Annotated in this window: 6 protein-coding genes; 1 reads left to right on the plus strand and 5 read right to left on the minus strand. The window is 47.3% G+C overall.

The genetic code is table 11. The annotated features are described in order from the left end of the window. Positions 1-102 precede the first annotated feature (102 nt). The 5 genes from proX to AC3ISQ_RS05435 form a co-directional block, all read right to left on the minus strand. Positions 103-1,104 (minus strand): glycine betaine/L-proline ABC transporter substrate-binding protein ProX, encoded by a 1,002-nt coding sequence (gene proX / locus AC3ISQ_RS05415; protein ID WP_489351235.1) that lies wholly within the window; start codon positions 1,102-1,104, stop codon positions 103-105. 60 nt (positions 1,105-1,164) lie between these two features. Continuing rightward, a complete protein-coding gene (gene proW, locus AC3ISQ_RS05420) occupies positions 1,165-2,253 on the minus strand; it encodes a glycine betaine/L-proline ABC transporter permease ProW (protein ID WP_489351237.1) in 1,089 nt (362 codons plus the stop codon). Then, entirely contained in the window at positions 2,250-3,449 is a 1,200-nt protein-coding gene (proV, locus tag AC3ISQ_RS05425; protein ID WP_489351239.1) for a glycine betaine/L-proline ABC transporter ATP-binding protein ProV, read from the minus strand. The genes proW and proV overlap by 4 nt, the downstream gene beginning before the upstream one ends. Positions 3,450-3,742: 293 nt before the next feature. Continuing rightward, on the minus strand, positions 3,743-4,864 hold the full coding sequence (gene wzz(fepE), locus AC3ISQ_RS05430; protein ID WP_489351241.1) for an LPS O-antigen length regulator Wzz(fepE): 1,122 nt from the start codon (positions 4,862-4,864) through the stop codon (positions 3,743-3,745). A 294-nt stretch (positions 4,865-5,158) separates the two neighbouring features. Next, on the minus strand, positions 5,159-6,751 hold the full coding sequence (locus tag AC3ISQ_RS05435; RefSeq protein WP_489351243.1) for an ATP-binding protein: 1,593 nt from the start codon (positions 6,749-6,751) through the stop codon (positions 5,159-5,161). Positions 6,752-7,414: 663 nt separating this feature from the next. On the opposite strand from AC3ISQ_RS05435, the gene AC3ISQ_RS05440 reads away from it, so the two are divergent. Further along, on the plus strand, positions 7,415-13,486 hold the full coding sequence (locus tag AC3ISQ_RS05440; RefSeq protein WP_489351245.1) for a non-ribosomal peptide synthetase: 6,072 nt from the start codon (positions 7,415-7,417) through the stop codon (positions 13,484-13,486). Positions 13,487-13,493: the final 7 nt, after the last annotated feature.

Consider the following 13,493-nt stretch of genomic DNA (forward strand, 5'->3'; position numbering starts at 1 on the left):
GGATGATGAGTAAGCCAATGTGTATTTGTGCGAATTTTGTTAGAAAAGATGCTATTGGGGTGAGAGCCGGGCACACATTACGCGTACCCGGTAAGCGCTTACTTACTTGTTAGCGGCTTCGGCGGCGGTTTTTACCCAACCGTCGAAGGTGGCTTGGTGTGCTTTGATCCAACCATTGACGTGATTTTCGATATCCGCTTCAGACGCCTGACCTTTGTGCATATACAGGTTTTGTGCGTTCACATCGGCAATAGGCAATTTCATGATGGCAAACAGTTTAGCGGCTGCGGGGTTAGTTGCTGCCCACTGTTTGTTGGCAACGATACGCATGGTATTCACCGGGAAGCCATAGTTAGCGCCGTTTGGCAGCTTGGTATCCATCTCTTTTTGCTTACCCGGCAGAGAAGAGAACGGCACTTGCAGCCAGACGACATCGCGCCCCGGAACTAACACATCGCTGACCCAGTATGGCGTCCAAGTGTAGTACAGCACCGGTTTGCCTTCTTTATAACGGGTGATGGTATCGGCGATCATCGCGGCGTAGTTGCCTTGGTTATGCTCGACAGTGTTTTCCAGTCCATAAGCTTTGATTTGGTGATTAATCACCGCTTCGCAGCCCCAGCCTGGCGTACAACCGGTCAGATCGGCTTTACCGTCACCGTTGGTGTCGAACAACTTGGCGATCTTCGGATCTTTCAGTTGGGCGATATTGGTGATTTTGTATTGCTCGGCGGTTTTTTTGTCGATCAGATAACCTTGAGCGGCACCGTTAACGTAGACCCCTTCGCGGTAGAATTTGGCATCGCCACCCGCGGATTGATATTGGTCAGCGTGCAGTGGGTCCCAGTTAACCGCGAGGAAGGTCGCATCGCCAGAAGCGATTGAGGTGTAGGCGACGTTGTAATCGACTTCACGGGGTGGCTTGACGTCATAACCCAGTTTTTCCAACGCTTTGCTGACGATTAATGTCTGGAAGGTTTCTTCAGACAGCGTGCTTTGGATGGGTTGAACCGAAATACCTTTACCGGGTAAATCAGCAGCGGAAGCAAACTGTGATCCAACCAGTGTAGTAAGGGCCAGTGCCCAAATTCCTGTGGTGCGCATAGTGTGTGTCCTCTGTTTTTATGGTGCGTAGCCCGCCGCATTGGCAGCGGGAACGGGGGGTTAGGCTTTTTTACCGAACAGGCGTGTGATTAGTCCGATTGGTCCGTGGTTGAACCAACGGCCAGTGCCTTTGCTACGGCTGTCGCGTCCCAGCGATTGGGTAAGGCGATCGAGAATGATGGCCAGAATGACGATACCGACGCCGCCGACGGCAGCCAGCCCCATATCGAGACGACCGATACCGCGCAGTACCATCTGCCCCAGACCTCCTACAGCGATCATCGAGGCGATAACCACCATCGACAGTGCTAGCATCAGCGTCTGGTTAACGCCCGCCATAATGGTTGGCATCGCCAGCGGTAACTGAACTTTAAACAGCATCTGACGCGGGCTGGCTCCGAAGGATTCCGCCGCTTCGATCAGATCTTCCGGCACCTGTTTGATACCCAAAATGGTCAGACGCACAATCGGCGGTAGGGCGAAGATAATGGTTACCACCACGCCCGGCACGTTACCGATACCGAATAACATCACGATCGGCACCAGATAAACGAAGGCTGGGGTAGTTTGCATAGCATCGAGCAATGGGCGAATCACTTTGGCGGCGTGCTTACTGCGCGCCAGCCAGATGCCGAGCGGTAGCCCGATGACAATACAAAACAGCAACGCGGTGAGTACCAACGCCAGCGTGACCATCGCTTGTGACCAAGCACCGATGGCACCGATAGCAATCAGTGAAACCAGCGTAGCGGCGCCCATGCCTAAGCTGGAGATCTGCCAGGCAATCAGCGAGAACACCAAAATGGCGATCGGCGCAGGCATACCGAGCAACAACTGCTGGAAGCCGCTCAAGATGAAATCTACCGGTACACGAATACCTTGGAACAGCGGGCGGAAATGCAATACCAACCAGTCGATGCCTTGCGTGACCCAAGAGTCAAACGGCACCCAAGCTTTGTGGAATGGATCAAGCAGACTGAAGTGCTCAGGTTGTGCCGGAGCGCTGTTCAGCCAGTCAGCGCCTTGTGACGCTGCTTGATGGGCGGCATCGGGTGTGGACGTTGCCGGAGCTGTATTCCAGGCATCTGCGGCCTGATTAGCGGTGTCCGCTGCCGGGGTAGCCCATGGATCTGTCGTTTGGTCACTCATTCAGTCGGCCCCTCTTTATCTAACGCCTGCAACAGCATGGCTTTGGAAATCACGCCGATATAGTTGTTCTCTTCACCGACCACCGGGACGGCACAAGGTGCCTGGGCGACCAACGAGATCAACTCGCTTAATGGCATGTCTGCCGGTACCGCTGCCGGTGCTTCTAACAGGGCATCGTCCAATGTTTGATTGGCGGCCAACGCTTTTTTCAGTGAATCGATCGACACCACACCGATAAATTTCTGCCCGCGTTCCAACACATAACCATAATCACGATCTTCATCGCGCAGCAGTTGCAACGCTGAACGTGGACCAAAACCGGGGGTTTTACGAATAAGAGCCACCGGGCGACGCTTGGCGATATCTTTCGCACTGAATACCTGACTGATATCCACGCCACGGAAGAAGGTACGCACATAATCGTTGGCCGGATTATTTAATATTTCATCCGGTGTACCGATCTGAATAACCTCGCCACCTTGCATAATTGCAATACGATCGCCAATACGCATCGCTTCATCCAGATCGTGTGAAATAAACACGATGGTACGTTGATGCTTGGCCTGTAATTTGACTAATTCATCCTGCATCTCGGCACGAATTAAGGGATCGAGCGCTGAGAAGGCTTCATCCATCAATAATATGTCGGGATTATTGGCCATCGCACGGGCTAATCCCACACGTTGACGCATCCCACCGGAGAGTTCATCAGGATAAGAATGAGCATAATTTTCTAGCCCGACCTGACGCAAAGCATCCAGCGCTTTTTCTTGGCGCTCTTGCTGCGGTACACCGGCTAATTCCATACCGAATGCGGTATTGGTTAATACCGTCATATGTGGCATTAAGGCGAACGACTGGAACACCATACTGATCTTATTACGACGTACGGTACGTAACGCACTATCCGATATTTTAGAAATATCTTCACCGTCGATGAGTACCTGTCCGCGAGTGGGTTCTATCAGGCGATTGAGAAGGCGTACCAAGGTGGATTTACCGGAACCGGAAAGCCCCATGATGACGAAAATCTCGCCTTCTTCAATGGCCAGAGAGGCGTTCTTCACGCCCAGCGATAATCCGGTTTTTTCAAACAGCTGGTCTTTGGTTAGACCTTTATCTATCAGTTTAAAAGCACGTTCCGGATGTTCACCAAATACTTTATATAAGTTCTTTACTTCGAGTTTAATTGCCATGCAATTTTAGTTTTCCTTTGGTGTTATTCGAATGATATAAATTTCCTAAATAGAAAATAATAGTGCTTATTACCTTAACACAGTGAGATTCTGTGACAACCCTCAATGTCCAGAACGAAGGATATGCAGGGTTTACATCGATAGGTCAATTCGGTATGGTATTTTCTGCCAGAGGTTATATTCGGTAGCCAATAATTTGGGGTTGTTGTCTGGTAACACTAAAAAAAGAGGGAACAGATATTACCTGTTCCCTTTGAATAATGGTGTGAGCGTTTAGCTGTCAACCTCTAGCCTCAGAGGGCGTTGTTCTCTTTGTGTTTTACATACACATTCCGTAACAAAACAGCTCCGACGGCGACCATGAATCCGACTAATGTGAATAATATAAGTACTATTAATCGTTTAGGACTGTCTTTTTTCGATGGGCTCTCAGGTTGTTGTAACAGCTTAAATGGTTTAAATTCAATATCAGCAATTTTGATATTACTGAGAAGATCAATATTCATCTTTCTATTACGTAAATCAGTGCTCATCATCAGTGGGTCAGTGATGGATTTTTCCACGGCCAGTTTCTGTCTCAGTGCATCTGCGCCTAGGGTGATCGAGTAATCGGGGTCGTCATTGATTACCGTGCCATTAGAATAAACGGGTCTTTTGAGCCCTGCGGCATCGGCAATAGAGAGTGCATATTCAATCCGTTGTATCCGAACATCGCGCTGGTTTTGGATTTTCTGCAATTCGCGTTGGAATAATTCTTTCTCAGACTCTAATTTGAGGGCTACTGCCCGTTTTATTTTATATAAAATATAACTATTAGAGGTTTTTTCAACATATACCATATAACCTTGGAGTAAATCTCTAGCGGCTTCAGAGGTTTCAGCAGAGAAATTCAAACGATAATAGGTGTAAGCCTTAGCATCGTTAGGTTTATCATTATTATTCCCTGAGGTTGTAATGTTGTTATTGCCAATCGAGTCGAGTAAGCGTCGTTTTTGTAACTCATCATCTTTACTTTCATTCAATAACATTTTAAAGTAATCAGTGGTTTGCAAGTAACCATCACGCAAGATATTCGAATCAAAGTATTGCATATAAATTTTTAGCAAGTAATCTTTATTAATTCCGGTCGATACACCGGCAACGCTTAATTCATTCAGTAAACTATTTAACTCCATAGACTCTTGTTCCGATGGAGCAATAATGACTGAGCTACTTGTCCATTTTTGTGGTAGCAATGTTCCAAAGACTAATCCTAAAGCCATAAATAAAGCGGTAATGAAAATGAGGGTTCTTTTTGCCTTTAATAGCATCGAAAATATTTCAAATAAATCTATTTGATCATGTTCAATAAATGAACCATCTACAATGGTAGGATGATTATTATTTTCATTGCTAATACTTATGACTTTGGTCATTTTAAGATCCATTACACCATTTAAAAGGGAGTGAATTCCGGATTCACTATGGGGTGCAGAGAAAGCTAAAGTGTCCCTACTCGCAAATCATGACGTACATCAGCACGGCCTCTGTAACTACGATCTGTTACAAAATTCATGTTTTGCGAGATTTTATCAGATAAATCTAATGTTATCTTCTGATAGAGGTGACTTTTTGTTTTGTTTATTTATAAATTTTTTAAAAACAATATGTTATAAATGGTGAGGTAAAAAATGTGAGCTTATCGCTGAATTGAAAAAGCAACCGGGTGGTTAAATCTTCGGAATAAACAACGAGAAAATGGTGCCGTGTGGCTCGTTATCCGACACTTCTATACTGCCGTGTGCTTGGGCAACATGGCTGGCAACCAGGTGCAAACCAATGCCGTGATCGCCTTTTTCTTTCGTGGTGACACCTTGTTGGAATAGGGTGTCGCGGACTTCTGGTGCAATACCGGTGCCTTGGTCGGCCACTTCAATCACCAAATCATTACTGCTGTCACTGATATATAACTCCACTGGTGCTACTGGAAGCGTAGAGCGCAATGTCGCTTCGATTGCGTTATCCAATAAATTGCCGATGATCGACATCAACTCAGTCTCATTCAGCGCTGTCGGGAGCTGACGCAACTGGCAAGCGGGATCAAAGCGTAGTTCGACGCCTTTCTCACGGGCACTAGAATACTTGCCCAGCAACAGACCACATAGGGTCGCTGAGCTAAAGCGTTGGGAAATGAAGTCGAGGATTTCCTGTGCGCCTTCTGATTGTGCTTCTACATAACGAATCGCTTCATCATAACGTTGCATATGTAGCAATCCGGCCAATGTTGCCGTCCAATTCAACTGTTCGTGGCGCATAATGCGTAGATTATCGGCGTAGCGTTTCACTTGGCTTAACTGACTGCTCAAGGTATTGATGTCGTTTTTATCACGGAAGCTGATCACCCATCCTTGCAATTCATCCTCTTGCATAATGCGCACTCGGCTGGCGATCACCCGTACATGATTGAAACGGCAGACTTCATCATGGGTATCGTGTTGCAACTGGGTACTGGCAAAGAAATTAGGCTGCGATTGAATAAACTCACCAATTTCCCTACCCATCAGGCTGGTGGTGGGTTGGCGTAAATCCAACAAATCGCGTGCTGCGTGGTTGATAGTAATGATGCACAATTGTGGATCGACGGCGATAACCCCTTCATAAATCGCTTCTAATAAGGCTTTTTGCTGACGTACCAGTAGGGCGATTTCTTTGGGTTCCAACCAGAACATTTGGCGTTTTAAATTCTTGGATAATAACCAAGAGAAAATAAATAGAGCAATTAAGAGTAAAACAATCGAGCCGACAATCTGTGTCAGCTTCCGGGCATTTAAATTATCAATATGAGATTTTAAATAACCGACAGAAACAATACCTATAACCTGATTGTTTTCATCAAGGATGGGGGCTTTACTACGCAAGGAAACGCCTATTCCGCCTTTACGAATGGAAATAATACTTTTCCCCTGCAACACTTCCTGATTATCACCGCCGACCATCGGTGTACCATAGCGACCAGGATATTCGGAGTGATAGAGATGCCTAGCCTGATTGTCGCCAATGACAATATAGCTAGCATCGCTGCTGGCACGGATTTTCTTCATCAAGCTGACGATTTGATCGGTATTTTTGTTTTCAACCGCGCTAATGAGGGTTGGAATCAACGCAATCTCACGTGCTTGCACCTGAGCACGTGCACCGAGATCGCGATGCAATTGGGCATTGAGTTGGTAGTAGGTATAAGCGCCGATCAGCGTTAACAGCAGGCAAGAGAAGGCGACTAGGCACAAAAACAGCTTAATTTGAAATGAAAGTTTGAAGTGCATTGTCGAGCGTCGCCAAGAAAACAAAGTGAGTGCTTAGCCTATCATGAACGATGGTTGAAATAATATTGAGGTAAATCAAATTGTGATCGTCTACACGGCATCTATACTGATGCGAATATTGATGGTGTTTAAAATAAAATCGCTGTTAACATTATAAGAATACGTCTATTTTAATACCGTTTCAGTTAACTAGAATGTTTATTTTTCCCGCCGTGATGTATTATGGCCTATTGCTAGGTGTTGTCGTTGAATCAACGACTAAGTTTTATAAAACGACCCGCCGTGATTTACCCGATTGATGTCTTTATTGAGCGTTGACTGCCTCTTCATTAGCGACCTTTTTATAAAGTATATAAATAATTTATAATAAACATGAAAATACCATGGAATTATATAAATATAAGGTTTGTCTTGTTTATCCTTCTCGCTATTGATTTGATTTCAAATTATCCCCTCTCTTGTTTACATTTTATTTAGTTAGCAGACTAACAAGTTCTTGTAACTCGATGACTGCAGGTGTATTTTTTATATTGTCTTATTATCAACTTTAGTGTGAACTTTGCATGTAATTAACCATTTGATTGTGTTGTTTTTTTGTTTAATGGTGTCATCGCTGGTACCGCCAATGATGATAGGGACTCTATTCTTTGAAAGAATGATATTATGGATAATATATATCAAGGCAATGTTTCATTTGCAGATTTGATTTCGGCATTTAATTATCAGGTGCAACAGTGCCCTGATAAGGTTGCGGTGAAATATTTACAGCATTCACTGAGTTACCAACAATTAGATCTCCTATCCGATAGTTTCGCTGAATATTTAAAGAAAGCCCATTCACAATCATTAGAGGGAGAAATGGCCGTCATCGCCATGGAGCGTAGTCATTGGATGATTATTGCTATATTGGCGGCATTGAAAACGGGTATGACTTACGTTCCTTTTGATCCCTCTCATCCCGATGAACGACTGCATTATATTTTACAAGATTGTCAGGCTGGTTTGGTGATTACGCAAAGTGCTTATCAAGGGCGGCAAAAAGATTACCCGGAAGTGTGCTTTGATGAGCAAATGTTAATACCACCAGAGCAAGCCTATCGTCCTGAGCCACATAATCCACTGGCTTATGTGATGTATACCTCCGGCTCCACGGGGCAACCCAAAGGGGTATTGGTGCCGCAAACAGGGATTTTGCGATTAGTGCTGAATGCGCATCCCTTCCAGTTTTCTACCGAGGCAGTGATAGCACAATGTGGCAATAGTGCGTTTGACGCCTCAACCTTCGAGATTTGGGGGGTATTACTGAATGGCGCAACCTTAGTGGTGATTCCTTATGACACCGTGATTGATAGTGTCCATCTACCACAACAATTATGTGAACATGGGGTGACTGATGCCTTCTTCACCGTGGCGCTTTTCAATCAATTGGTTGCGGAAAACCCGGATGTCTTTGGGGAGTTAGATAACGTTTTTGTCGGTGGAGATGCGCTGAGCCCGAGCAGTGTTAAAAGCGTGATGCAGGCAACGATGCCGCCGGGAGCGATTTGGAACTGTTATGGGCCGACAGAAAATACCGTATTCACCACGGTACATCGCATCACTTTGGAAGATTGCGAACGGACGGCAATTCCCATCGGTAAAGCCGTTTCGGGTACGCAGTGCTATGTGCTGGATGAGCAATTACAGCCAGTAATTCCAGGCGTGGACGGTGAACTGTATACCAGTGGATTGGGGCTGGCGGTCGGTTATCTCCATAAACCAGATAAAACCGCGAAGGCTTTTTTACCGAATCCGTTCTATGCCGATGAACAACGCCATTTACCGGCATCTGCCAGTACGATGATGTATAAAACCGGCGACCGGGTACGTGAATTGCCTGATGGCAGTCTGGATTTTATTGGGCGCACTGACGATCAGGTCAAAATTCGTGGCTTTCGGTTGGAACTTGGCGAAGTGGAGCACCGTCTGTGTCAATTGCCAACGGTGGAATTGGCAGTGGTGCAGGCACGTAGCTATCAGGGGCAAAAGCAACTTGTGGCTTGGTGTGTCGGGGAGGGTAAAGCCGACGCGATATTGATGCAATTTCGTCAGCAAGTGCCTGCTTATATGGTGCCGAGCAATCTGCAAATGCTCGAGAGTTTGCCGCTGAACGCCAGCGGTAAAGTGGATAAAAAACACCTACCGGAGCCGGTTTTTGTGGCAGAAGAATACCAAGTGCCGCAAACGTCAACCGAATTGTTTTTGGCTACGCTGTGGCAGCAATTATTACAATTACCGCAGTCAGTAGGGCGTAATGGCCACTTCTTTGCTCTTGGTGGGCATTCTTTGTTGGTGGTGCGGGTGAAGCAGGCAGTGGAAAGTCAGTGGCATAAAATCGTCACGATTGCTGACTTGTTCCGTTTACCCGAATTAGCCGAGTTGGCTAGTTGGTTGGATGCATCGCCAATCGTAGCGTCCAGCCAAGATGTTGTCATCGTACCGCATACGCAACCGGGGCAACGCATTCCACTATCTTATGAGCAGTGCCGTCTGTGGTTAATCAGCAAAAATAATCCTGATTCAACCGAATATTCTATTCCTGCGGCTTATCGACTGAGTGGCGATTTTGAACCACAACGCTTGGAATATGCACTGCAACAACTGATCGCTAGACACGATAGTTTGCGCTTACGTATCCGCGAACAGAATGGTGAAGCCTATCAACAGGTCGTAGACGCTAATTTTGACTTGCCAGTGATCCGTTGTGCCAATGAACAACAGCTGCAGCAGGCACTATGGCAAAGTGTACTCCAACCGTTTGATTTGGCTAATGAACCATTGTTACGCGTGAGACTATATCAATGTCGCGAGCAACAGTGGGTCTTGTTGATCAACATTCATCACATCATTAGTGACGGTTGGTCGATGGGCGTGTTTCACCGGGAACTGTCAGAGCTCTATGCGCAACAAGTTCCACTTGCGCCATTATCGTTACAGTTTAGTGATTATTGTTGCTGGCAACAGCAGCAGAATTATCAGGCTGACTTAGCATATTGGCAGCAGCAATTACAAGACGTTAAACCGTTAGCCCTGCCGCTGTCAGGGCAAGCGAGAAGTGGCAGTAAAAAACAAACTATCACCTTATCAGCCGCATGGCGGACGCAATTACAAGAGCAGGCTAACCTGATGGGGACTGGGTTATTCAATCTGCTCTATTCCGGGTTGGCTCTACTGCTGGCTCGCTATTGCGGGCAGAGCGATATTCCTATTGCCAGTATTTGGGCTAACCGGCCACAGCAAGCACTGGCGGAACAAATTGGCTTCTTTGCTAATACCTTGATCCTGCGCAGCCAGGTAGATCAGCAGCAATCGCTGGCGGAGCTGTTATCTAAAAACCATCCACTGTTACTTGAGGCATTTGAACATGGTTCGGCACCGCTGGCTGAGGTGTTGGCTGGGTTGGATATACCACGTCATTCCAGACAACATCCTTTGTGCGCGGTGTTGCTGGTATTACAAAATACTGAAGGGGGAGATGGTAAGGGACTACAACTGGCACAGACGGAAATTGAGTCTTATCCATTGCCAGCAGAACCGGCCAAAAGTGATTTGTTGATTAACATTGTGCTGCAAACCGACGGTGGCATGGCGATTGAAGCCTCATTCCGCGAAGGTGTATGGCCGAAGGCATTGGCCGATCAATTGTTAGGGCATTATCGCAATATTCTGCAAGGTTTTGGTTCATTGTCTGCATCGTTGTTGCAAATCCCGTTATTGGATGATGCGCAGCGGCAGAAGCAGTTACTGAGTTGGAATCCTGCGGTGGTAGAGATTCCGCAGGATTCAGTGATCGCCTTGTTCAAACGTCAGGTTGAGTTACGTCCTAATGCGCAAGCGCTAGGGTTCATGCAGCAGCGGCTGAGCTATCAGCAATTGGATGAATTGTCCGATACGCTGGCGTGGCAACTGCGTCGTCAATTTGGCTCAATGGAAGGGCGATGCGTTCTGTTTGCGTTGGAGCGGAGCGCGGACATGGTAGCGCTGATTCTGGCGATAATGAAAACGGGAGCCATTTATGTGCCGTTCGATCCTGCGCACCCCGATGAACGTTTGCACTATGTGCTGGAAGATTGTGCGGCACTGTGCCTAATCACTCAGCACCAACAGCGGGGAAGGCAGACATATTGCCCTGAAGTGTACCTCGAAGATCTGCTGATGATTGAAGCGGCGGGAGCATATCCCTGTGTGACGACGGCGCCAGAGGATATTGCCTATGTGATGTATACCTCGGGTTCTACCGGATTACCCAAAGGGGTGCAGATCCGGCAACAAGGGATTATTCGGTTGGTGGTTGACGCAGCGCCTTATCAAGTGTCCACCGATGCGGTGATGGCACAGGCGGGGAATATCGCTTTTGATGCCTCGACGCTAGAAATTTGGGGGGCGTTGCTCAACGGCGCACGGTTGGAGATCATCCCTTATCAAACCGTCATCAATAGTGAGGCGTTGCCTAAATTCTTGCGAGAACGAGGCATCACCGATGCGTGGTTTACGGTGGCTCTGTTTAACCAATTAGCAGTGGAGAACTCCAATGCCTTTGGTGGCTTGCATCATTTATTGATTGGCGGTGATGCACTGAATCCCGAGTTGGTTGCTAGCGTATTGCGTTCAAATACTCCACCTAGGCAGATCTGGAATGGTTATGGGCCGACGGAAAACACCACCTTCACCACCTTACATTCGATCACGCTGGCTGATTGTTCTGGTGCGTCGATTCCTATTGGTAAGCCGATATCAGGCACTTGTTGCTATGTGTTGGATGAGTATCAGCAGTTGTTGCCGCAAGGGATTATCGGCGAATTATACACCAGTGGTTTAGGGCTGGCGGCGGGGTATCTCAATCAGGCGGAGAAGACGGCAGAGGCCTTTGTGAGTAATCCTTACTGGTACGAAACGCATGCCAACCTATCGACTGAAGAAGTGATGTACCGAACCGGTGACCGTGTCCGCTGGCATGAAAATGGCACTTTAGAGTTTATTGGCCGGGTTGATAATCAGGTCAAAATTCGCGGATATCGTTTGGAGTTAGGGGAGGTTGAACACCGTTTATGCCAACTTGAAGGGGTTGAACAAGCGGTGGTCTTGGCGCAGGAACATGAAGGGCAGAAGCAATTGGTCGCCTGGTGTGTCAGTTCATTACCGCGCAGCCAGATTTTACGAGACTTCCGTCAACAGGTTCCGGCTTACATGGTACCTACGAGCTTGCAAGTGTTGGATAAATTGCCGCTAACCGCCAATGGGAAAGTCGATAAGCGCAGTTTGCCTAGCGCCGATTTCGGAACTACATCAGAGTTGGCGATGCCACCCGTCACGACAACGGAGTGCAGTCTGGCTGAGATTTGGCAGCAGTTATTGAACCGCAGCATCGTTATCAATCGTGACGATAACTTCTTCGATATCGGCGGACATTCGTTATTAGTGATTAAAATGACCGATATGATCGCCAAACGGTTAGGTAAAAACATTGAGGTCGCGACGGTGTTTAATGCGGGCACGTTAGCTGAATTAGCACGGCTGATCGACGGTGGTGAGAGCCGAGGTAATAACGAAGAAGCACTGTTGATCGAGCAGGATCAACAATTACCCGTTTTATCTTTCATTTCTGCACCGAAGGTGGCATTCGACAAGGTATTACTGACCGGTGTCAGTGGTTTCTTAGGTATCCACTTGCTGGTGGAATTACAACAGAAGCTGTTGGAAAGCGTGGTCTATTGTTTGGTTCGAGCGGAGAGTGAAGAACAGGGTTTAGCACGGTTATGCAGTGCGGCGGCACGCTACCAATTGACACTGGACGAAGAGCGGATACGCATAGTACTTGGCGATCTTAACCAGCCACGGTTGGGTATCGAATCTTTGCAATGGCAGCAATTGGCAACGGAGGTCGATGCTATTTACCATTGCGGTGCTTGGGTGAACCATCTGCATAATTATACGACGCTGCGTCAGGCCAACGTGCAGAGTACACGGGATTTACTGGTATTTTGCTGTCAGGGGCGTGCCAAACAGTTGTTCTATATCTCAACGCTCTCAGCAGCGGCACAGCGTGGCGATTTAGTGTTGGAAAACACCATTGCCAGTGAACCGGCGATGGCGAACGGTTATGTGCAAGGGAAGTGGGTCAGTGAGCGACTGATGGAGCAAGCTTTCACACAAGGGTTGTATGGCGCTATCTATCGCATGGGGAATATTACCGGCTCAACGCGTCATGGTTCTTCCAACGTGGAAACTAACCATACGCTCAACCTGATTAAGGGTTGCTTACAACAAGGGGTAGCACCGGATTGGCAAGGGTACGGTCTGGATATCAGCCCGGTGGACAGTCTGGCCTATTTGGTCGTCCGAGCCAGCACTTACTCACAGCGGTTTAATCAGCCGACTAACTTGGGCTATCTGGCGACGGTGCCTTGGCGCAAACTGTTGGAGCAGGTGGCGGCGGTGACCGGGCATTCGCTACGCTTTGTCAGTTCTGAAGTCTGGGCCAAACAATGGGTACCGCAAATCACCAGTGACAACGCATTGTATCCGTTTAAATCATTCTATTTGGAACCGCAACAGCATCAGCAAAGTGAGATCGAACAGGAGTTAGTGGTGGGCGCCAACCTGACGTTTGAACTTGAGTCGTTGCTGACCACTTATTGTGGCTATTGGTTGCAAAGCGGTTTCCTTAACCGAGAAGAGGGAGCTATCACGTATTAAAATAATA

This window comes from Serratia sp. KH_031, assembly GCF_057839655.1.

What these genes read in the sequence shown, in the direction of transcription:
- AC3ISQ_RS05440 (WP_489351245.1), top strand. Translation starts at nt 7,415, where the DNA reads ATGGATAATATATATCAAGGCAATGTTTCATTTGCAGATTTGATTTCG.
- proX (WP_489351235.1), bottom strand. Translation starts at nt 1,104, where the DNA reads ATGCGCACCACAGGAATTTGGGCACTGGCCCTTACTACACTGGTTGGA.
- proV (WP_489351239.1), bottom strand. Translation starts at nt 3,449, where the DNA reads ATGGCAATTAAACTCGAAGTAAAGAACTTATATAAAGTATTTGGTGAA.
- proW (WP_489351237.1), bottom strand. Translation starts at nt 2,253, where the DNA reads ATGAGTGACCAAACGACAGATCCATGGGCTACCCCGGCAGCGGACACC.
- AC3ISQ_RS05435 (WP_489351243.1), bottom strand. Translation starts at nt 6,751, where the DNA reads ATGCACTTCAAACTTTCATTTCAAATTAAGCTGTTTTTGTGCCTAGTC.